Here is a 22941-nt window from a genome sequence, read left to right as displayed (position 1 = left end):
GACCTGTCCACAGCTCCGGGTCATGCATGCAATCCTTCCCGTACCGGTTGTCAGCCACGTCAGACCGCCGGTTTTTTTTGCATTCTGTCAGCCATCCGGGCTGCAGACACAAAAAAAGAGGCCGAAGCCTCTTTCTGTGCGCTTATCTGTTGTAGAACTCTACGACCAGCAGCTCGTTGATCGGCTGGCTCTGGAACAGCTCGTTGCGCTCCGGGTACCGTACATAGGTGCCCTTTTTGTTGTCCTTGTCCACGTCGACGAAGTCAACCAGGGAAACCGCAGCTTCCAGGGCTTCGGCGATGGCCTTCATGTTTCTGGACCGTTCGCGGATTTCAATGACATCACCAGGCTTGCACTGGTAGGAAGGGATGTCCACCTTTTTGCCGTTGACCAGCACGTGACCGTGGCTGACCAGCTGGCGCGCACCGCGGCGGGTGTTCGCAAAGCCCATGCGGTATACCAGGTTGTCCAGACGGCTTTCCAGCATCACCAGCAGGTTTTCACCGGCAGCACCGGCCTTGCGGCTGGCCTTCTGGTAGGTGTTGAAGAACTGCTTTTCCGTCAGCTGGTAGGTGTGACGGATCCGCTGTTTTTCCTGCAGCTGCAGGCCGTAGTTGGTCATCTTCGGACGACGGTTTCTGCCGTGCTGTCCGGGTGCATAGTTGCGGCGGGCGAGTTCTTCGCCGGTGCCCAGAATGGAGAATCCCAGACGACGGGACTTCTTCCATGTGGATCCTGTGTTTCTTGACATGATTGTCCTCCTGTATGTCCATAAAACGATGTACAGGCGGCAGATCCCCGGCGGACGTGTTGCAGATGATGCTTTCTCCAGTCAGCTTTCTGTTACTCACATCGCGTAAGCCTGCAACGCGCAGGCCGCCGTCTCTGCCTGCTGCTTCGATTCATGCCTATCTATACTAACAAAAGCTGTCCGGTGATTCAACCGGAGATGTGCCGGGAAACAGGGACAACCGCACCGGAAGCGAAACAAAATCATTCGCATGCACCCCATTGACTGATATACTGTTATCTGAATCGGTTCGCATTCCAGACCCGGGTTTCCGGCAGAGCCTGCAGCCGGTGCAAAGCTGAATACAACATGCAGCCGTCTGTGACAGTCCGGCTGCCACAGAAGGAGGGATACTTATATGGAACAGGTGATGACGTTCATCCGCAGTCATCTGTCAACCACGATGATGATCTACATCGGGATCGCACTGCTGCTCCTGATACTGATCTGGATCGTGATGCGCATGAGCCGCAGACGGAAGGCTGCCAGACGTCTGGAGTCCCTGGAGATCGAAGTCAACGAAATCCGAAACAACCCGCTGGCCTACAAGTACAACAAAGCCAGTGCCTTTGCCCGGGTCAATGATGACATCATGGACCGGGTCAAGGAACTGAAAGCCAAATATGATGTGTGCCAGTCCAACATCACCCAGTGTGACGAGCTGTTCACCCGGGCGGATGACTACCTGTCGGCACACAAGACCCGCAAGTCCATGGCGGTCATGGACGAACTGGAAACCATGCTGGATGAAACCCGCACGCGGATCCGGATCGTCAACCAGTCCCTGGATCACATCCTGGCAAGGGAAACCGAAGTCCGGGAAAAATCCAATGCCCTGAAGGAACGCTTCCGCAACGTGAAGGCGGTCTACCAGGACAACCGGTCGAGCTTCTACAACGCCAGTGCGGTGGTGGACCGGGAAATTGAAGACATTGAAAACGAGTTCTCCAACTTCGAGGAATGGATGTTCGCATCCGAATTCAACAAGGCCAAGGAAGAAGTGGACAAGATATCCCGCCGCGTGGACGAAGTCTCCGGCCTGATCGCCCGCACCCCCGGCCTGTATGAAAAGGCAAAGTCCATCATTCCGCAGGCCGTGGATGAAGTCTCCGGACACATCGCGGTGCTGGAAAACGGCGGAATCGACATTGCCTACCTGAATGCCCCGGCCCGTCTGGAAGCCATCAGCCTGGCGCTGGAAAACGCCGTGGACCTGCTGGACGAAGGACAGGACCAGGCCGGTGCAAAGGCACTGGACGCCATCGCGGACGACATCCTGAAGCTGCAGGAGGAAGTGCTGTCTGAAAAGAAAGCCTACGACGAGATCTCCAGCGGCCTGTCTTCCATCTTCCGTCAGGTGGATGAAATCGAAGGCGAGCTGCAGGACATCATGACACTGTATGCCTCCATCAAGGACCGCTTCGGTCTGGAGGACTGGACACACCGGTTCCACCTGGCTTCCGGCCAGCTCCAGGAACTCAAGCAGCAGCGGGCGCTGATTGCCGAACAGCTGGCGGATGAAGACTATCCCCGCAGCGACGTGGTGCACACCTACCGCGGCTTCGCACAGGATGTATCCACATTCGGCACGCAGGTGCGTGACATGAAGAAAATGCTGGTGGGCGCCTCGAGCGACGAGAACCGGGCGCGCAAGCAGCTCATCAAGCTGCAGCTGATCCTCAACGAGGTGCGGCTGAACACCGTGAGCCGGCAGCTGCCCTCCATCTCGGACCAGTTCTCGGCCGACATCAAGGAAGGCGAACGCCTGATTTCCCGGGTGCGCGGTGTGCTGGATCACTCCCCGCTGGATGTGCAGACGCTGAATGCCGACCTGCAGGATGCGATTGACTTCGTGTACCGGCTGTACAACAACGCCAACAACCTGGTGGGTGTGGCTGTGATGGTGGAAAACGCGATTGTCTTCGGCAACCGCTTCCGCAGCACCTATCCCTCCATGGATTCCGAGCTGACCCGTGCGGAAGTGTGCTTCCAGAACGGCGAGTATACCCGGGCGCTCAAGATTGCCATCCAGGCGATCGAAAACATGCACCCCGGCATCTATGAAAAGCTGATCGCCCGGAAAGACCCCGCGGTGATGAACACAGCCGGATGATTTATTTCGACAATGCCTCGACAACCTCTGTTCACCCAGAGGTTGCTCGTGTATATGGGCATCTGGTGAGTGATCTGTATGGCAATCCGGACAGCCTGCATGCGCTGGGCCGGCGCTCGGGCAGGCTGCTGGAACAGGCCCGGGAACGCATTGCGGCCTCCATCGGTGTGCAGCCCCAGGAGATTCTCTTCACATCCGGGGGCAGTGAAGCCAACTCCCTGGCGGTTGCCGGCTATGCGCTGGCCAACCGGAAGCGCGGCAGGCACATCATTACCACGAATGTGGAACATTCCTCCGTGGCCCACGCCGCCGACTGGCTGGAAAGCCAGGGCTTCGATGTGCAGCGGCTGCCGGTGAATGCGGACGGATCCGTGACGGCTCGGCAGGTGAGGGAAGCCATGCGGCCGGATACGCTGCTGGTGTCCATCATGCATGTGAACAACGAGACCGGGGCGGTGAATCCGCTGCGGGAAATCGCGGATGTTGTTCATGCCCATCCGACGGCGGTGTTTCATGCGGACCTGGTGCAGTCCTTCGGCAAGGAGGACATTCCCTGGGAGAGCCTGGACCTGGGCAGTGTGTCGGCCCACAAGCTGCACGGCCTCAAGGGCAGCGGCTTTCTGTACAAACGGAAGAACCTGAAGCTGCAGCCGCTGCTCTTTGGCGGCCAGCAGGAGCAGGGGATGCGGGGTGGCACGGAAAATGCCCCGGCGGACATCGTGCTGGCCAAGACCGTCAGACTGGCGCTGGAAAGCCAGGCAAAGGACCGGGAGCGCATCACGGAGCTGAACCGGATGCTGCAAAAGGAACTCGGCGCCCTGCCCGGGGTGAAGATCCAGAGCCCGGAGAATGCCAGTCCCTTCATCCTCAATGTCAGCTTTGCGCAAATCACCAGCGAAGTGCTGATGAATGCCCTGGATGCCAGGGGCATCTGCGTGTCGGCCAAGAGCACCTGCGAGTCCCGTTCGTCGAACGAGAGCGAAGTGCTGAAAGCCATGGGGCGTCCGGTTTCGGAAACCACCCATGCCATCCGTCTCTCTTTTTCCGGGCAGAATACCCTGGAGGAAGGGAAGCGGTTTATTGAAGAAACAAAGGAGATCCTGAACCAGTATGGACTGCCGTTATGACCACATTCTGATCCGCTACGGTGAACTTTCCCTGAAGGGCAAGAACCGCGGCAATTTCATCAAGACACTCTACGAGGACGTGCGCAATGCGCTTTCAGCATTCCCGGCCCTGGCCTACCGGAAGGAACACGACCGGATGTACATCTACCTGAACGGGGAAGACCCGGATGCGGTCTGCGATGTGGTGTCCCGGGTCTTCGGGATCTCCAGCCTGTCCCTGGCCATCAAGGTGAAGCCGGACATGGAGGAAATCAAGGCCGCCGTCCTTGCGAGCATTGATGCAGCCCATCCCGGAACCTTCAAGCTGGCCGCCAGACGCAGCGACAAGCTGTTCCCGGTGATCAGCGACCAGATCAACCGGATCTGCGCGGGGGAAATCCTGCGGAACACCGACTGGAAGGTGGACGTGAAGAACCCGGATGTGAAGATCATCGTCGAAGTCCACAAAGACGCGGCGTACATCATGACAAAGCGGATCCCCGGTGCAGGCGGCCTGCCTGTCGGGGCGAGCGGACGGGCCATGGTGCTGCTCTCCGGAGGAATCGATTCTCCGGTGGCAAGCTGGCTGGTCATGAAGCGCGGGATCCGGATCGAGGCAGTGCATTTTGCGGCGCCTCCCTACACCTCCCAGGCTGCCCGGGACAAGGTGCTGACACTGGCTGGCCTGGTGGCACCCTACCAGGGAGAAGTGCTCCTGCATGTGGTGCCGTTCACCCAGCTGCAGCTGGCAATCTACCAGCATTGCGATGAGTCCTATGCCATCACGATCATGCGCCGGATGATGCTGCGCATTGCGGCGGGACTGGCCGAAAAGCGGCACTGCCAGGCCATTGCCACGGGCGAGAGCGTGGGACAGGTGGCGAGCCAGACACTGGAGTCCATGGTGTGCATCAACGCGGTGACCACCACACCGGTGCTGCGGCCCTGTGCGTGCATGGACAAGGTGGAGATCATCCGCATTGCCGAACAGATCGGCACCTATGAGACATCCATCCTGCCCTTTGAGGACTGCTGCACGATTTTCACGCCGAAGGCGCCGGTGACGAAGCCCAGACTGGACAAGTGCGAGCGGTTCGAAAGCCGCTGGGACTGGCAGAGTCAGGTGCAGGCGTGCATTGACCATGCGGAGAAGCTTCGGATCCGGCCGGGATACGTGCCGGAAGCACCTGCCGCACCGGCTGCCGGCTGTGTCCTGGAAGAGGCCCTGACCACAGCCAGCCAGGAACCGGCAATCCCGCAGGGAAACAGTGCCCTGCGGGACGAAGATCTGTTCTGATCGAAGAATTCAGCTGGCAGACACTGCCCGGGTGATTCGTCTGAGGATGGACGGTCGCCCGGGCTTTTGTGTCATCCCTGCGGTTTTGGGAGTGACAGTGCAGGGTGGTCTGTGCAGGGAATGGAAAAGCGGTACAATAGGAATTGTGGAAGCAGAATACAGATGTCCCATCTGTCATGAGGGACTGACCAGACACGATCATGCCCTGTGCTGTGTGAATCATCACACCTTCAACATCGCCAGACAGGGGTATGTGGACCTCTCCCGGAAGCAGAAGGCCTCCGGGGACAACCGGGCCATGGTCCAGGCCAGGACCCGGTTCCTGGAACAGGGCTATTACCGCTTTCTGCGGGATGAACTGACGAAGCTGACGGCGGATGCCGGTGTCCTGGTGGACATTGGCTGCGGCCAGGGCTGGTATACCAAAGCGCTGGGCGGACAGCTCAAGTACGGCTTCGACCTGTCCCGCCAAGCCATTCGGCATGCGGCGGGGCAGGACAAAGGCACACACTACGCCGTGGCGGGGATCTACGACCTGCCGCTGGCGGACGGATCCGCGGATGTGGTGACCAGCATCTTCACACCGCTGCCGGAGGACGAACTGCAGAGGGTGATCAGACCGGGCGGCAGCCTCATTCAGGTGATGCCGGGTCCCGACCATCTTCTGGAGCTCAAGGAACTGGCCTATGAAACCGCCTACCGGAACCCGGACAAAGTCCGGCAGCTGGAGGGATTCGAGGCACCCGAGTGCATCCATATACAGAAGACGATTCCGGTCAGCGATGTCTGGGATCTGTTTGAAATGACACCCTACCGCTATCACACCCCGAAGGAGGGTCTGGAGCGGGTAAAAAGGGCACAGCCCATGGAGATCACCTTTGACTTTGTGATCGCCAGGCATTTACGGAAGGAGAACGACTAGATGGCAAAAGATCAGGCCAATGGCGGATACCGCCGGGAAGGCGGATACAGAAATGAACGAAAGGACAACTGGAAGGGACGGGATTTCCGGGGCGACAGCGGCGACACCCGCGACCGCCGGAATTTCCGGAACGACCAGGAGAGACGCGACCGCGGGGAGCGGGGAGAAGGAAACTACGGACGCAATGACCGGGGTTTTGGCCGGCAGGACCGCCCGTTCAGCCATGACCGCCGGGATGAGCGTAACCGGGGTGAAAGACGGCCCATGCGGGAAGAAAAGCCCTGGCAGCTGGAGCTGAAGGTGCAGCGCTGGGGCATCAATGGTGAGGGCATCGGCTACTGGAACCGCAAGCCGGTGTTCATTCCCGCCGCTGTCCCCGGAGAGACAGTCCTGGTGGAAGTGGAGAAGGAGATGCCGAAGTTCATGACCGCCAGACTGGTCAAGGTGATCGAAGCCAGTTCCAGAAGACAGCAGCCGCCCTGCGAGCACTATCAGGAATGCGGCGGATGCAGCCTGATCCACGTGGACTACAAGGGTCAGATCCAGATGAAGAAACAGTTCCTGGAGGAATCCCTGAAGAAATATGCCGGCTACACCGGAGAGGTGGAGCCCATGATCAAGAACCCCACGGTATTCGAATACCGCAACTCCCTGAAAATGCCCGCTGCCATGGTGGATGATGTCCTGGAGACGGGACTCTACAAGCGTGACAGCAACGACTTTGTGTCCATTCACGCCTGTGCCATTCACACACGGGGACTGGAAAAAGCCCGGAAGGAAGTCATGGACATTCTCCGGGAAAGCGGCATGAAGGCCTGGAGCCGCAACAAGCGCGGCGGCCTGCGGATGCTGGTGATGAAGGAATTCGACGGCAAAGTCCAGGTGATCCTGGTGACGGATCCCATGGACATCGATCCGGAAATCACGGCGAAGATCATGAACATCCCGGAAGTGACCAGTGTCTGGCAGTCCATCAAGACCGAGCGGGATCCTGAAGTGGAGACCTTCGGCAAGGTGATGCGGCACCTGGCGGGAGATGAAACGATGTCCCTGAAACTGGGGGACTTCGATCTCACGCTGCTGCCCCGATCCTTCTTCCAGCTCAACACACAGCAGGCGAAGGTGCTCTATGAAACCGTTCGGGACATGACACCGGAGGGCGACCTCATTGTCGAGGCGTATTCCGGCATCGGCGGCATTTCGATGTTCCTGCATGACAAGGCGAAGAAGATCATCGGCATTGAGGGTGTGGCTGACGCCGTGACCAATGCCCGGGAAAACGCAAAGGCCAACGGTCTGGAAAACGTGGAATTTATCCACGGCGATGCAGCGGAACAGCTGGAGGAGATCGCAGACAACGAAGATGTCGATACCCTGGTGGTGGATCCTCCGCGGTCCGGTCTCCAGGAGCGGATGATCGAAGCTGTGAAATTCGCACAGCCGAAAAACATCATCTACGTATCCTGCAATCCCAGCACCCTGGCCAAGGACATCGAGGCACTGGAAGACTACGAAATCGAGAAGGTACAGCCTGTGGACATTTTCTCGCAGACCAGCAACGTCGAGGCCGTGGTCAAGCTGAAGAGAACAGACGAATAACGAAAGCCAAGTCCGGCAGTCCACCCTGACAGCATATGCTGTCGGTGTGGACGGCCGGACTTTTTACATACCGACTGGGTACAGCCCGGCCTTACACAACAACAACTTTGCTGTTCAGCACAATCCTCACAACAAAAACCCCGGCTTTCCAGACTGTCAGCATTCTCTGACAGTCTGGAAGGCCGGGGAGAGCGGGCCTCATCCCAGTTTTTCACTCACCAGGGGCAGGATCTGCTTCTTGCGCGACAGCAGGTCTTCCTGCAGCCGCAGCTGCATCCGGCTGCTGGTCACATCCGACAACGCCCAGGCCAGATCACCTGCCGCCAGCAGATAGCTGCCGCCCAGCGGAAGCACCGTCACCGCTGTCACCAGCAGCTCGGTCCCCGATGCTGCCACGTAGTCTTCCATGGCGTCAAGCAGCGCGTCCAGCTCCTGACGCGAGGCATCCCCCGTCAGGATCTGGGCGATCCGCACATCATGGCCGCTGACGTCGAACTGCTTCAAATCCGACTCCAGGTCCTGCACCAGATCCGTGCTGCCGCCCCGTGACAGGATCTCCTGCTCCAGCCAGGAAATATCCACACCCGCCTGGTTGGCCAGATATTCTGCCAGCTGCCGGTCGGTTTCGGTGGTGGTGGGAGAGCGGAATCCCAGCGTGTCGCAGATCATGCCCGACAGCAGCAGACCGGCCATTGCGGGGAGCAGCGGGATCCCCGCTTCCAGGCAGAGCCTGGCCACGATCGTGCATGTGCTGCCAAGGATCTCGCAGCGGTAGAACACCGGCTCCCGCGACAGGAACCCGCCCACCCGGTGATGGTCAATGACTGCCTGCACCCGGGCCAGGCTTCCGTTTTTCACCGACTGCCCATCCTCGTTGTGATCCACCCGGATCATTTTCCGTTCCTGGAAATTCAGGGCGGCATCCGTTTCCAGAAACCCCAGCAGATGCATTTCATCATCCACCACCGGATACGCCCGATACCGGTGACGCCGCATTTCCCGGATGGCTTCCTGCACAAAGAGTGTCCTGCGAAACGTCACCGGATCCGGTGTCATCACGTGCCGGATCTGCACGGAGAAATACAGGTACCGCGACGTGTTCATGGAGCCGTGACCCGAAATCACCACCGGACACCCGTATTCCAGCGCCGCCTGCCGCACCGCCGGATCCACCCGGTCCGTCCACACCAGCACCAGCAGCCCGGCTCCCTGTTCGACAAGCTTCAGCTGGGCCTCGGGACTGTCACCCACGATCACGATCCGGTCCTTCACTTCATACCGGCTCACGCTGTGATCCGACCACGCCACAATGGACACACGTCCGTCGATGTGCAGCGGCGCTTCGGGCCTGACAGCCACGGTCCCGGACAGCGTGCGGGCGATGTCCTCCAGCCTGGCAGTCTGCAGCAGCCGGATCCCCAGGGCGGTGTCCTGCATGCCGATGTCGGCCAGGTCGTTGCGCGTGACCATCGCCAGCAGGCGGCCCTCTTCATCCGTCACCCCCAGGTAGGGCCGGTCGGGGTCGTTCATGCACTGCAGCGCATCGAAAATCGTGTCGGTTGCCCGGCAGCTCCGGGGCGGACTGAGCTGGATCTCCTGCAGCGAAAGCCGGGCATCTTCCAGCAGCTGCGGAAAGTCAAATCCAAAGTGCTTCAGCACCCAGGCTGCATCCGCCGGCACACTGCCGGCGCGGCAGGCAACAGCCGCATGTCCTGTCAGGCGGCAGAGTTCGGCTGTGGCGACAGCCGACAGAATGGAATCCGCATCAGGATTGCGGTGTCCGCATACATACAGTGTCATGATGATCCTCCATTTTCCAGCCGCGGATGTCCAGAAGGGTCCCCGGCAGTTTCATCATACCGAAAAGCGGCCGGCTCTGCTCAATGGGTGTCAGGCACCTCGCAATCACCGGAAGCGCTTTCGCGACTACAATACAGGTAGACAACACAAAAGGATGGTGATTCACATGAACACAACAGATACAAAGACCGCCGCGATCCTGCTGGCGCCCGGATTCGAGGAAATCGAAGCCCTGACTCCCTTTGACCTTTTGCGCCGCGCAGGCATTGACACGACCCTGGTTTCCGTGGAAAACAAAACCGGCTGTACCGGCACCATGGGCCTGGAAGTGACCGGTCTGACTCCCATGAAAGACTATGATTTCACGAAAGCCGATGCCCTGATCATTCCGGGCGGCCCGGGATACGAAGTCCTGGAACAGAACCAGGAAGTCACGGACCTCATCCAGTCCTTTGGCAGGGACAAAACCCTGGGCGCCATCTGCGCCGGCAGTTCCATTCCCGGAAAGCTCGGGCTTTACAAAGACCGGGACTACACCGTGGTACCTGATCTCAACGGTGACTTTGGCGGTACCTTCGAAAAGGTTCATGCTGTGATCTCCGGCAATATCGTCACCGGCATTTCCGTCGGCGGAGCCTTTGAGTTCGCCCTGGACCTGATCCGTGTCCTGAAATCACCGGAAGCAGCCGACGATATCGCCCGCGCCACCTGCTGGACACTGTAGGGGCCCGGAGATGCATTTCATCATAGCCGGGGACTCCCACGGCTATACAGAGCGGCTCGACGAACTGAAGCAGATCCCGGCCGACGGATACATCTTCACGGGCGACCTCACGGATGATCCTGCCCGGATTTCCGGCTGGTCCGCCGTGGCGGGCAACAACGACCAGTACTTTGGCATCAAGCTGCCGCCCATGACCATCGTGGACGCAGGCGACCACAAGATCCTGGTCATGCACGGACACCAGTTTCCCGCCGGACAGCGCCACCGCAGACTTGCGACACTCGCAAAGAAATTCGGGTGCGACATTGCAGTCTATGGCCACAGCCATGTACCGGTGATCGACGAAGAAGACGGCGTGCTGATCCTGAACCCCGGATCGGTGTACCGCAGCCGCGACGGCAAAGGCACCAGCTACATGATACTCGACACCGGCGGTCACATACCGCGGGCTGAAATCATCAGAAAGAAGTTTGCATCATGAAACAGACAGTCACAGCAGGCGTGATGGTCCCCCATCCGCCCATTATTCTGCCCAACATCGGGCGGGGAGAAGAGAAGAAAATCCAGGACATTGCGGATGCCTGTCAGCACGCTGCCGATGCCATCGTTGCCTCGCAGCCCGATACGATTCTCATTGTGAGCCCGCATGCCCCGAGCTACTTCGACTACATCCAGATCTCCGACGGCCCGTCCGGCCGCGGCAGCATGGCTCAGTTCCGGGATCCCATGGACACCTTCGAGATTCCCTATGACAGGGAGCTGATTCGGGAAACTGCCAGAATCTGTGAAGAAGCCGGCATTCCCGCCGGCACCCTCGGCCAGCAGGATGGATCCCTGGACCATGGCACGATGGTGCCCCTGTATTTCCTGGAAGAGGCCCTGAAACGTGCCCCCGGAAGCACGAAGCAGCCGCAGTTTGTGCGTATTGGCATCGGCGGGCCGAATTCCCGCATGCACTACCGCGTGGGACAGGCCTTCGCCCAGGCAGCGCAAACACTCGGCAAAACGATCGCCATTGTGGGATCCGGCGACCTGTCCCACTGCCAGAAGGAAGACTCCGGCTATGGGTTCAAGCCCGAAGGACCGGCCTATGATGCCATGATCATGGACATCATGGGCCAGGCGGATTTTCTGAAGCTCCTGGAGATCCCGGAGGAAACCGCCGAAGCCGCCATGGTGTGCGGCCAGAAACCCTTTGCGCTCATGGCCGGTGTGCTCGACGGCCTGAAGCCAGAGGCCAGAAATCTGGGCCACAGCGCGGAATTTGGCGTGGGCTACGGTGTCGTGACCTACACGGACCTCCAGGCGGATGCCGGCCGCGCCTTCCTGGACCAGGCGGAAGACGCCGCCAGACAGAACTATGAAGCCAAAGTGGCCAGAGAGGACCCCTATGTGAAAGCCGCCAGGGCCGTGATCAACCAGTTTGTGCTCGACGGCACCGTTCCGCAGCTGGATCCCGTCTCCGATGAAGCCGCGGGGGTCTTCGTCTCCGTCCACAAGGACGGCCAGCTGCGAGGCTGTATCGGCACCACGGAACCCGCCACGAAAAACGTCACGACGGAAATCATGCAGAATGCCGTCAGTGCCGTCAGCCGCGATCCCCGGTTCCCGGCAGTCCAGCCCTGGGAACTGGAAGACCTGGACATCAACGTCGATGTGCTCATGCCCGCAGAAGTCATCGACTCCCCCGACCAGCTGGATGTGAAGAAATATGGCGTCATTGTCTCCAAAGGGGGAAAACGCGGTCTGTTGCTCCCGGACCTCGAGGGCGTGGACACGGTCGAAAAACAGCTGGAAATCGCGAAACAGAAAGCCGGCCTTTCGCCACAGGAAACCGGCTGCACGCTCCAGCGCTTTGAGGTGGTACGGCACAAATGAAGTGCACCACGTGTTTTCACCAGTGCGAAATCCCGGAAGGCGGCAGAGGCTTCTGCCGGGCGCGGATCTGTGAAAACGGCAAAATCAGGCCGGACAACTATGGTTGCCTGACAAGCCTGACCCTGGATCCCATCGAAAAGAAGCCGCTGTACGACTTTCACTCCGGGAGCCTGATCCTGTCAGCCGGGAGCTATGGCTGCAACCTGCGGTGTCCGTTCTGCCAGAACTACGAGATTTCCCAGGAAAATCTCCATGGCCGGTCCCTCTATGTGAGCCCCGAACAGCTGGTCGAGGAAGCGAAGAAGTATGTCCCGGCGGGCAATATCGGCATCGCCTTCACATACAACGAACCCATGATCGGCTGGGAATACATGCGGGATACCGCGAAACTCGCAAAAGAGAATGACCTACAGGTGGTGGTCGTCACCAATGGCACCGCCAGCCAGGAGGCGCTGGAGGAGATTCTGCCTTATGTGGATGCCTTCAACATTGACCTCAAGGGCTTTACCGATCCGGTCTACCAGAGCTATGCCGGCAGCCTGGAGCAGGTGAAGGCCTTCATTGAGCGCGCCGCGAAGGACGCCCATGTGGAAATCACGAGTCTGATCGTCCCTGGCAAGAACGATTCCCTGGACCAGATGGACCAACAGGCCAAATGGCTGGCCTCGGTGGATCCGGACATTCCCCTGCACATCACGCGCTACTTCCCCCGATGGAAGGAAACGGAGGATCCCACGGACATTGAGCAGATGAAACAGCTGCAGAAAGTCGCAGAGAACCATCTGCACAGGGTCTACCTGGGCAATGTGTAAGCCTTCCATCCTGCCGATGATGGCCGGCAGGGGCAGATCATGAGAGAAGAGGGCTTTCAGCCGGCATATGAGGAAGCGGGAAGCGGGATTCCTCTGATCCTGCTCCATGGCAACGGGGAAGACCGGTCGTATTTCCGGCACCAGATCAAAGACCTGCAGAACTTGCGGCATGTCTATGCCCTGGACACAAGAGGGCATGGGCTAAGCCCGAGAGGAACGGCACCCTTCACTCTGGACCAGTTTGCCAGGGACCTGGAGGAATTCATGGACCAGAACGGCATCGAACAGGCAGAGCTCCTCGGTTTTTCCGATGGAGCCAATATCGCGCTGTTGTTCGCGCTGAACCATCCAGAGAGAGTCACAAAGCTGATCCTGGCAGGCGGCAACCTGTTTCCGGAGGGAATGGACCCGAAGGACCTGGAAGAGGTCAGGGCAGAATACAAAACGGCGACTGGGCATCAGAAGGAACTCCTGTCGCTGATGGTGAACGAACCACATGTCCAGCCGGATGAGCTGAAGAAGCTCACGATGCCGGTACTGGTGACGGCAGGAAGCGAGGATGTGATCCTGGAAGAGCACACGAGGCTGATGGCAGAGTCCGTTCCGGACAGCCGGCTCGTCATCCTGCCAGGCAGTCACTGGAATGCGGCGGAGAGTCCGAAGGCGTTCAACGAAATGGTGCGGGCGTTTCTGGAGGGTGAGTGACTGCCGGCGGTAATGAATCAGGCAGATTGAGGGACTGTGTCTACAGCTGAATCGTATTGATATTGTGGATGTCTGCAGAGTGCAGGCATCCACGTTTTCTTTCCTGAAACACTTAAAACAGTAATATGAACATATTACAAAATTAAAAGTGGATTTCCTTCTTGCTTTTTGTTCTGCAAACGGATACATTTAATGCAGGTGATGGCGATTAAACTATGAAAACAGTAAATCATAAGACAAAGAATCATTTCAGCGTCCGGTCCGGACTTCCGCTGCAGCGATTCCAGCATCTGACAGATGGTGTCGTGAAGCCTGTCTATACACAGGAGCAGTTTGCGGCAGACCTCACTGGAGAGCAGATTGAGGAAGCTGCGCAACCCATGATTTCTTTTCCTGAAGATGTCTGGACGATTCAGACAGGGGATGTTGTGTATTCCCAGTCCAGCCAGACAGCCAGTCCGGTCAGCGAGGGAAGCGGAGGATGCATAATCAGCCAGAATTATCTGGTGTTGCGGCCGGAAAGTGTGCTGGATCCGGGGTATCTGGTCTATCTTCTCAACGAAGGATCCGGCATCCGGAAACAGCTGGCCTCCAGACTGCAGGGTAATCAGTTGCAGCGAGTTACAGTGAAAGACCTGGAAAGTCTGCAGCTTCCACCCCTCCCGAAGATGGAGGTCCAGAAAGCCATCGGCGAAGTCTATCTGTGGCAGAAACGTCTGACGTTCCTGCGTGAAAAATCCATACAAAACAGAGAAAAGCTGGTCATGGCCAGCCTGAAAGGAATCGGGAATGAACAGTAGCCAAATGAAGTCGGAAGCCCAGTTCGAAGCGGAACTCATCGAAAAGCTTTCCAACTCTCCTCTGTCCACAGAAGAGGACAGAAAGAGACCCAGCCACATTTACCGGTCCAGAAACTGGACCTATGAACCGCAGATCAAGACCACGGAACAGCTGTGGCAGAATTTCAAGGAAATCCTGGAAAGTCACAACCAGCAGACTCTGGACAGGCCGTTGAGCTACACCGAGTTTGCACAGGTGAAGCGGGAAATCGAATCCCTGACCACACCCTTCAAAGCCGGTCAGTTTCTCTATGGGATGAACGGTGTTTCCCAGGTGGAGGTGGATCTGGATGACGGCCGCCACGTGTATCTGACAGTCTTTGACCAGTCCCAGGTGGGAGCCGGCAGCACGGTGTATCAGGTCGTGAATCAGGTTGAACGCCCAGCCGTGATTTCCGGAAAGCCGTCACGGCGGTTTGACGTGACGTTACTGATCAATGGACTGCCGATCATCCAGATCGAACTGAAGCGCTCGGATGTCACCGTAGAGCGGGCACTGAACCAGATGCAGCAATACACCGAGGAGAATCAGTACAGTGGTATTTTCTCCACGGTGCAGATTCTGGTGGCCATGTCCGAATACAATACCCGGTATATGGCCAGGACCACTCCGGGAAACTTCAACAAGGACTTCGCCTTCCACTGGCAGTTCTTTGACAACAACAATGTGGTCCGCCGCTGGAATGAGTTCACCGACACCTTCCTGTCCATTCCCATGGCTCACAACATGGCCACCAACTACATGATCCTTGACGGAACCGTGAACAAGGAAACGCTGAAAGTCATGCGCCCTTACCAGGTGGCGGCCACCCAGCGGGTCCTGGATGCTATCAAGGGCAATGATTTCAGCGGTGGCCTGGGAAAACTGGGATATGTCTGGCATACCACCGGTTCCGGCAAGACCATCACATCCTTCAAGACGGCCTGGCTTGCCAGCAAGCTGCCGACCGTGGACAAAGTCGTGTTCCTGGTAGACCGAAAAGCCCTGACCAGCCAGACCAGAGACAATTATCGTGCCTATGATCCCGAAGGCTCGGGAGATACGAGCAGCATTGAAGATACAGCCAGCACCAACGAGCTGAGCCGGAAGCTGAAGGCAAAGGACAGCAACATCATTGTGACCTCAGTGCAGAAACTGGAGCGCCTTGCCTCCCGGAAAAACTTCAAGGCACCGGACCGCAATTTTGTGTTCATTGTGGATGAAGCACATCGGTCCACCGGGGGACAGGCTTTTGAGAGAATCCAGAAGGCATTCAAGAAGTCTGCCTGGATCGGTTATACAGGCACGCCGATATTCGATGATACCAAGGAAAAGGATTCCACACCCCAGGTCTTTGGCAACAACCTGCACACCTATACCATTCGGGAAGCCATCGCAGACAAGAACGTTCTGGGATTCAAGGTCGATTTCATGACCACGCTGGCTTCGGATGCGGTCAAAACCAAGTATCTGCCTGAATTTTTCCGTAGCCAGCATCCCAACTGGTCTGAGGAAAAGATTCAGGACAAGATCGACAACCTGACAGATGAAGATATGGATGATATGGTGGCTCCCAGCTTCTATGACGAAAACCCCAGGCATGTGGAAGCCGTGGTGGATAACATCTACAAGAACTGGAAGAACCGCTCGGCGGATGGGCGCTACAACGCCATTCTGACCACACATGTGGGGGGAGGCAGAGCCAGCACTCCCATGGCCATGATGTATTTCCGGGAATGCATGAAAGCCAATGAGAAGAAGCTCCATGGAACGAACCTCAAAGTGGCAGTGACGTTCAGCCCGGATAACACGAATTCTGATGGCATGTGTGAAACCAACAAAGGTCTCCATGAAGCCATCGAAGCCTACAACAAACAGTTTGGGACCACATTTGGACTCGATACGGTGCAGGAGTACAACGAAGATGTATCCATGAGGCTGCGTCAGCTGGATCCGGATGGAAACAACCTGGATCTGGTGATTGTCGTGGACAGGCTGCTGACAGGATTTGATGCTCCCTGCCTGAACACGCTATATGTGGATCGCACATTGAAAGGTCCGGGCCTGGTACAGGCGTATTCCCGCACCAATCGGATTTCCAGCCGCAGCTACAAGCAGTTTGGCCAGGTGGTCAACTTCCGCTGGCCGAAGCAGAATGAAAAGCTGATGAATGATGCCCTGGCAGTCTATTCCGACAAGAAAAATGCAGGTAAGACTTCTGGAGAGCAGCAGCGAGCTCTTGTTGGCTGGGATATTCTGGCTGGCTCATTTGAAGAAGAACTGGCCAAAGCGAAAGAAATGGTCCAGGAAATCCGGGAAAAAACCGATGACTTTACGCAGATACCGGCTTCAGAACAGGAGCAGAACAATATCTATCAAGTTATGCAGCAGTTCAACCGGAAAGTGGCTCTGCTGAAGCAGTATCCGATGGCCATGAATGACGCAAAGGAACCCATTCCGGATTCAGGGTATGACTACAATGACCCGGAAAAGCTGGTGATCATGCTGGGAATGGAGTCCGGTGAGAACCAGATGCTTACAATGCTCACCAATGAAATGAAGTCGATGATGGCCAAAAAGCAGCACATTCCCGTAACGGACATAGACTTGATGGTGGAGCTTCGCAAAGATGTGGTGGTCAACTACGATTATCTGACAAAACTGCTTGAGGACCTGATGAACCAGGTACATGACGAAAAAGAGGAAGAAATCGAGAAGACCAGGGAAGAAATCATCAAGTTTGCGAATACGCTGGAAGATATTCCACAGGCAAAACAGATCATTGCAGCGGCAAAGGCGATTATCCGCAAAGAGTATCCACCCCGGAATTCAGGGATGACCTATCCCTACCAGTTGACCAACAGCCTGGATGTGGTCAGTGACGTAAATCGGATCACAGTGCGGAAACGGGTGCTTGATTTCCGAAACAAATGGGGTATTACCGATGTAGTTTCCTATCAGGAACTAATGGATCTTATGAAACATCATGGCTATGAAAAGCAGGATCTGGATATGGCAGGTCAGCTGACAAATATCTTGAAGGAAGGAGCCCAGAACTATCAGGTTATGGCGGAAGATCCAGCCATCCGGTCCCTTTCCAGGCTGAAATACCGCAATGGTCTGAGAGCAGCGGTCTATGCGCTGGCAGACAGTCTGACTGAAGAGGGCAGGAGCCTGGAGGAATGAACGTGGAAACAGCGCAAAATTTTATCAACGGTACCGATATGGGCTTGTTAAATTATTGTTTTCAACTAAGCCAGACACTGACGAGGATTGAAAATTATATAAATATAGGAAACAATCCGATAATAAAGGAGTGGAGTGCATAAATATGGCAGATAATGTACCGAAAATAAGGTTTCCGGGTTTCACGGAACCTTGGGAACAGCGTAAGTTGGGGGAGATGGCTTCTTTTGCTAAAGGTAATGGATACACAAAAGCTGATCTATCTACTGAAGGAAAACCAATAATACTGTATGGGAGGTTGTATACAGATTACGAAACAGTTTTCAGTTCGATTGATACTCGTTCTGGCCAAAAGCCAGGATCGTTATTATCGAAAGGTGGGGAGGTCGTTGTACCTGCATCTGGAGAAACAGCAGATGAGATTGCACGTGCTTCAGTTGTAATGCCAGACGGAATCATATTAGGTGGAGATTTAAATGTGATTACGCCAAACCAAGCCATAAATCCCGTATTTCTGGCAATAGAACTATCATCTGGTAATTTACATAAAGTACTGGCTTCAAAAGCACAAGGCAAATCAGTAGTCCATCTTCATAATTCTGATCTGCAAACTTTAGACGTTGTTTTTCCATCTTTGGATGAGCAATCTCAGATTGGATTATGTTTTGAGGAATTTGACGCCCTCATCACCCTTCATCAGCGTAAGCTGGATGACCTCAAAAAATTTAAATCTGGCCTACTTCAGAAGATGTTTCCGAAGGCAGGAGAGACTGTTCCGGAAGTGCGATTCCCTGAATTTACTGGAGATTGGGAACAGCGTAAGCTGGGAGAATTGGCTGAGATAGTGAGTGGAGGAACACCTGCGACTTCAAATCCAGAATATTGGGATGGAACCATCAATTGGTATACTCCTGCAGAAATTTCAGAGGCAAGATATGTCTATGGGAGCCAAAAGAAAATAACTGAAGTAGGTTTGAATAACTCTTCAGCAAAGATTTTGCCAAAAGATCGAACAATTCTATTTACCAGCAGAGCTGGAATAGGTAAAACTGCTATTCTTAAAAATGACGCTTCAACTAATCAGGGCTTTCAGTCAATAGTTGTGAAGAATAATATTGACCCAGAATTCGTATATTCCATGTCAACACAAATTAAGGAGAAGGCTGAAAGGGTTGCAGCTGGATCTACGTTTTCCGAGATTTCAGGGAAACAGCTTGGGAAGATTATACTGATGATTCCGGGGATCAAAGAACAGCAAAGAATAGGCGAGTTATTTTCTATAATTGACAACCTTATCACCCTTCATCAGCGTAAGTTGGATGATTTAAAGAAACTTAAACAGGGACTTCTTCAACAGATGTTTGTCTGATTCGAATAATAAATAACAATATTGTGAATATTGAAAGGCAGAATTCAAATGGGAGAGAAAAAAAGTATCAGTGAAATCCAGAGCACGTTGTGGGCTATGGCCAATAAGCTTCGGGGAACAATGGATGCCTCGGAATATAAGAACTATATACTGTCATTTATGTTCTATCGTTACCTATCCGAAAAGCAGATGATGTATATGAAAGAGCAGGAATTGTTTGAGATACCAGCTGGTATCAATGAGAATGAAGCTTTTGCTATCGCTGTAAAAAAAGATGGATGGGAAGACTATCTGGAAGAACTGGCTTCGTCTTTGGGATATGCGATCAAGCCGGAAAACACCTGGCAGTCACTGGAGGATAAAATCGAGAATTCCAGTGTAAAACCAAGCGATTATCAGGACATTTTCGATGCATTTAATGATAGTACCAAGCGAAACAAGGAAGCCGAAGTGGATTTCAAGGGAATCTTCAGTGATGTGAATCTGGGCGACTCACGTCTCGGAACTACCACAGTTGACCGTGCAAAAACTCTGAATAAAATCGTAGAACTTGTTTCCGGTATTGATTATATCGATGACAAAGGCCGTGATATTCTGGGTGCCATCTACGAATATCTAATCGGGCAGTTTGCTGCAAGTGCCGGAAAAAAAGGCGGCGAATTTTATACACCGCATGAAGTATCTGTGATCATGGCCAAAATAGTAACTACTGGCAAGGATATGACAGCTACCCATGATGCCTTCTCTGTATATGACCCTACCTGTGGATCCGGATCTCTGCTGCTGACAGTAGGTTCCGAGCTGAAAGGCGGGGACAGACAGGGTGCCATCAACTACTATGGGCAGGAAATGAACACAACCACCTATAACCTGGCTCGAATGAATCTGATGATGCATGGTGTTGATTATCAGAATATGCACCTGTCCAATGCCAATACACTGGGAAGAGACTGGCCTGATGGTCAGGATGCTATGGGAATTGACCATATGCGGGCTTTTGAAGCGGTGGTTGCGAATCCACCATATTCGGCAAAATGGGAACCGGAAGAAGGGACCATTAAAGACCCCAGATATAAGGAATATGGACGTGTGGCTCCTAAATCCAAAGCAGATTATGCGTTCCTACTTCACGGTTTGTATCATTTGAACAATGAAGGAACCATGGCCATTGTGTTACCACATGGTGTTCTGTTCCGGGGAGCAGCAGAAGGTGTGATTCGGGAAGCCCTGATTAAAAAGAATTTGATTGATACAATCATCGGCCTTCCAGCAAACCTTTTCTTCGGAACTTCCATTCCGACTATCATCATGGTTCTCAAAAGAAACAAAAAGGACCGCAATATCCTTTTTATTGATGCCAGCAACGAATATAAGAAAGATAAAAACAAGAACGTTCTGACAGAAGATAACATTGACAAGATTTACTCAACATTCCTGGATCGCAAGAGTGTGGATAAATATGCAACTCTGGTGTCCAGGGAGGAAATTGAGAAAAATGACTTTAACCTGAATATCCCCAGATATGTAGATACGTCTGAACCAGAAGAAGAAATCGACTTGCAGGAAGTACTTAAACAGATTCGACAAGATGACATGGAAATCCAGGAGCTGGAGAAGAAAATAGAAGAACAACTGAAACTCCTGGGAGTCATACAGAAATGACAGGAAGAACAGAGAAAAAGGGTGGTGTGATTTATATTCTCACCAACCCTTCTTTTCCTGAGTACGTAAAAATTGGATATGCAGACGATATCAAGAAGCGATTGAAGCAATTGAATCGAAGTGAATGCATACCTTTTGCATTTCGTGTCTATGCAACATATGAAGTGACTTCCAGACTGTCAGATTTAAAACTTCACTCAATTATTGACAAGCTGAATCCCAATCTCAGATCCATTGAGACTTTTGACGGAAAACAGAGAATCCGTGAGTTCTATGCCATGAATCCGGAAGATGCATATTCAATTCTGAGTGCTATTGCGGAAATCAATAACTGTGAGGACAAACTTCACAGAGTCCTGCCTAATGCTGACGAGATTGAAGATGAAAAAACCGCAGAAGAAATCGAAAGCGAGAACCGTGAGCGAAAGTCACCTATTGATTTGGGTCTTTGTGAAATACCAGTTGGTGCTGAACTGGAGTTTTACAACATAGGTAATCCAAATTCAGGACGAAGATTCAGGGTAATAGATAACCATAAGGTCGAATATGAAGGAAAACCCTGGTCGCTTTCCGCTCTGGCTGCAAAACTCCTGGGAAGCAAGTGGAGCGTACAGGGTCCCTCGTATTTTAAGTATGATGGAGAACTTCTGACAGATCGTAGGGAACGTTTAGGAGTCTGATAATTGAGAATATTGGGAACAGCGTAAGTTGGGAACAATCCTTACAGGCTTACAAAATAACACGCTTTCAAGGACAGAGCTGTCTTTTGAAAACGGGTCAGCTATGAATATTCATTATGGTGATATCCTCGTTAAATTTGATGAGATCCTAGACATTAAAAAAGAGAATCTCCCGTTGATAGAAGATGTGAAAGTAATTTCGAAGTTTAAAAATTCGTTTCTACAGAATGGAGATATAGTTATTGCTGATACTGCTGAGGATGAAACGGTGGGTAAATGCAGTGAGATAGCAGGTGTCACTCAAGAAAAGGTTATATCTGGTCTACACACCATTCCCTACAGACCAAAGTGTAAGTTTGGCCCAGGATATCTCGGGTTCTATTTGAATTCTGAATCCTATCACAAACAACTTCTACCCTTAATGCAAGGCATTAAAGTAACCTCTGTTTCGAAATCTTCAATGCAAGATACAGTTATTAAATATCCGAGACAGCAGGAAGAACAAACTTTAATTGGTGCTTTCTTCTCGCAGATAGATAATTTCATTACCCTTCATCAGCGTAAGTCGGTTACCATCAAAAAACTCAAATCGGGTCTTCTTCGAAAGATGATACTGACAGTTGAGTCTACTCTTACGGATGTGTTTTTGCCTCTTTTTACAATAGATTGGGAACAGCGTAAGTTGGGGGATTATATACATGAACGAAGGGAACGAACGATTTTTGAGGACGAAGATCGATTAATCTCATGTGCAATCAATGGAATATTCCTAAATTCTGAATTATTCTCCCATTTTAGAGGCAAGTCCAATATTGGATATTTAAAAATAAAAAAGAATGATTTAATTCTGTCTGCACAGAATCTTCATTTAGGAAATGCGAATGTTAACCTTAGATTCCAGCATGGAATAATTTCTCCAGCATATAAGGTCTATTCATTAGTGGATGTAAATCCTGAATTCATGCAAACGTGGGTTAAAAGAGAAGAAACGAAGAGTTTGTTTTTGAAAGCCACTACAGAAGGAGCAAGCCAATGTAGGAAAAATATTGATTGGGATCGATTATATAAACAATTGGTTTTGTTTCCTGGGGTTTCTGAACAATCTCAAATTGGTTCCTTCTTTTCACAGTTAGACGATCTTATCACCCTTCATCAGCGTAAGTTATTTATTATAGCATATATAAAATAACAACTTAAGTCGCTATTTCCTGACTCTGTTTACCAAACGTAGTGACTATATCTTTCACGAACTATTTTCACTTCAACCCCAAAACGTCTTTGTCTACACAGCATTCACCAACTCTGTCTGGACAAAGACGTTTTTCATTGAAAACCATTTCTTTTGAGGACAGTTTCCTGCCTTTTCAATGACAACTCTGTGGAACAGTATGGAACTGAGGCAAAAGCCGATTAGAAAGGGCACCATCATGGAAAACACTGTATTGTTCAACGAGTATTACAGAAACTGGATCGACGTCT

General features: G+C 53.5%; 18 protein-coding genes. 16 read left to right on the top strand and 2 right to left on the bottom strand.

All coding sequences use genetic code 11. The features are described 5' to 3' along the window. Positions 1–142 precede the first annotated feature (142 nt). Positions 143–751, bottom strand: a complete 609-nt coding sequence (gene rpsD, locus aalo17_RS08695) for a 30S ribosomal protein S4 (RefSeq protein ID WP_067558333.1) — start codon at positions 749–751, stop codon at positions 143–145. A gap of 397 nt (positions 752–1148) precedes the next feature. Between rpsD and aalo17_RS08690 the strand changes: the two genes are divergently transcribed. The 5 genes from aalo17_RS08690 (at position 1149) to rlmD (ending at position 7827) form a co-directional block, all read left to right on the top strand. Next, positions 1149–2903 (top strand): septation ring formation regulator EzrA, encoded by a 1755-nt coding sequence (locus aalo17_RS08690; RefSeq protein ID WP_067558329.1) that lies wholly within the window; start codon positions 1149–1151, stop codon positions 2901–2903. Then, complete coding sequence (locus aalo17_RS08685) at positions 2900–4030, top strand: cysteine desulfurase family protein (protein WP_067558326.1); 1131 nt, start codon at positions 2900–2902, stop codon at positions 4028–4030. Before aalo17_RS08690 ends, aalo17_RS08685 begins: the two co-directional genes overlap by 4 nt. Then, positions 4014–5306: a tRNA uracil 4-sulfurtransferase ThiI gene (gene thiI, locus aalo17_RS08680; protein WP_082743336.1), complete on the top strand. Its 1293-nt coding sequence runs from the start codon at positions 4014–4016 to the stop codon at positions 5304–5306. The genes aalo17_RS08685 and thiI overlap by 17 nt, the downstream gene beginning before the upstream one ends. A 145-nt stretch (positions 5307–5451) precedes the next feature. Then, positions 5452–6228 carry a putative RNA methyltransferase gene (locus aalo17_RS08675; protein WP_158507771.1) on the top strand — a complete coding sequence of 259 codons (777 nt, stop codon included), beginning with the start codon at positions 5452–5454 and terminating at the stop codon, positions 6226–6228. Further along, positions 6229–7827, top strand: coding sequence for a 23S rRNA (uracil(1939)-C(5))-methyltransferase RlmD (rlmD, locus tag aalo17_RS08670; RefSeq protein ID WP_067558321.1), 1599 nt, complete (start codon positions 6229–6231; stop codon positions 7825–7827). It begins immediately after the preceding gene. 198 nt (positions 7828–8025) lie between these two features. Here rlmD and aalo17_RS08665 read toward each other — a convergent pair whose 3' ends face one another. Continuing rightward, positions 8026–9627, bottom strand: coding sequence for a putative manganese-dependent inorganic diphosphatase (locus tag aalo17_RS08665; RefSeq protein WP_067558318.1), 1602 nt, complete (start codon positions 9625–9627; stop codon positions 8026–8028). Positions 9628–9793: 166 nt separating this feature from the next. On the opposite strand from aalo17_RS08665, the gene aalo17_RS08660 reads away from it, so the two are divergent. The 11 genes from aalo17_RS08660 to aalo17_RS08610 all read left to right on the top strand — a co-directional run bounded on the left by aalo17_RS08660 (position 9794) and on the right by aalo17_RS08610 (position 22651). Beyond that, a complete protein-coding gene (locus aalo17_RS08660; RefSeq protein ID WP_075885013.1) occupies positions 9794–10351 on the top strand; it encodes a DJ-1/PfpI family protein in 558 nt (185 codons plus the stop codon). Between the two features lie 10 nt (positions 10352–10361). Beyond that, a complete protein-coding gene (locus tag aalo17_RS08655; RefSeq protein WP_067558313.1) occupies positions 10362–10832 on the top strand; it encodes a metallophosphoesterase family protein in 471 nt (156 codons plus the stop codon). After that, positions 10829–12229: an AmmeMemoRadiSam system protein A gene (gene amrA / locus aalo17_RS08650; RefSeq protein ID WP_067558310.1), complete on the top strand. Its 1401-nt coding sequence runs from the start codon at positions 10829–10831 to the stop codon at positions 12227–12229. Before aalo17_RS08655 ends, amrA begins: the two co-directional genes overlap by 4 nt. Then, on the top strand, positions 12226–13041 hold the full coding sequence (locus aalo17_RS08645) for a radical SAM protein (RefSeq protein WP_067558307.1): 816 nt from the start codon (positions 12226–12228) through the stop codon (positions 13039–13041). Before amrA ends, aalo17_RS08645 begins: the two co-directional genes overlap by 4 nt. 39 nt (positions 13042–13080) lie before the next feature. After that, positions 13081–13746, top strand: coding sequence for an alpha/beta fold hydrolase (locus aalo17_RS08640; RefSeq protein ID WP_067558304.1), 666 nt, complete (start codon positions 13081–13083; stop codon positions 13744–13746). Between the two features lie 215 nt (positions 13747–13961). Further along, on the top strand, positions 13962–14546 hold the full coding sequence (locus tag aalo17_RS08635; protein WP_067558301.1) for a restriction endonuclease subunit S domain-containing protein: 585 nt from the start codon (positions 13962–13964) through the stop codon (positions 14544–14546). Beyond that, positions 14536–17751 carry a type I restriction endonuclease subunit R gene (locus aalo17_RS08630; protein WP_203225817.1) on the top strand — a complete coding sequence of 1072 codons (3216 nt, stop codon included), beginning with the start codon at positions 14536–14538 and terminating at the stop codon, positions 17749–17751. The genes aalo17_RS08635 and aalo17_RS08630 overlap by 11 nt, the downstream gene beginning before the upstream one ends. 145 nt (positions 17752–17896) lie before the next feature. Further along, positions 17897–19120, top strand: coding sequence for a restriction endonuclease subunit S (locus aalo17_RS08625; RefSeq protein WP_067558295.1), 1224 nt, complete (start codon positions 17897–17899; stop codon positions 19118–19120). A 48-nt stretch (positions 19121–19168) separates the two neighbouring features. Beyond that, positions 19169–20782: a type I restriction-modification system subunit M gene (locus aalo17_RS08620; protein ID WP_067558292.1), complete on the top strand. Its 1614-nt coding sequence runs from the start codon at positions 19169–19171 to the stop codon at positions 20780–20782. After that, a complete protein-coding gene (locus aalo17_RS08615; RefSeq protein ID WP_067558289.1) occupies positions 20779–21462 on the top strand; it encodes a GIY-YIG nuclease family protein in 684 nt (227 codons plus the stop codon). The genes aalo17_RS08620 and aalo17_RS08615 overlap by 4 nt, the downstream gene beginning before the upstream one ends. A gap of 28 nt (positions 21463–21490) precedes the next feature. Next, positions 21491–22651, top strand: a complete 1161-nt coding sequence (locus aalo17_RS08610; protein WP_082743335.1) for a restriction endonuclease subunit S — start codon at positions 21491–21493, stop codon at positions 22649–22651. The last annotated feature ends 290 nt before the right edge of the window (positions 22652–22941 follow it).

It is taken from the genome of Faecalibaculum rodentium (assembly GCF_001564455.1).
GTDB classification, from domain to species: Bacteria; Bacillota_I; Bacilli_A; order Erysipelotrichales; family Erysipelotrichaceae; genus Faecalibaculum; species Faecalibaculum rodentium.
Note: the sequence above shows the minus strand (reverse complement) of the source record. Positions and strands in the feature narration are given on the sequence as shown.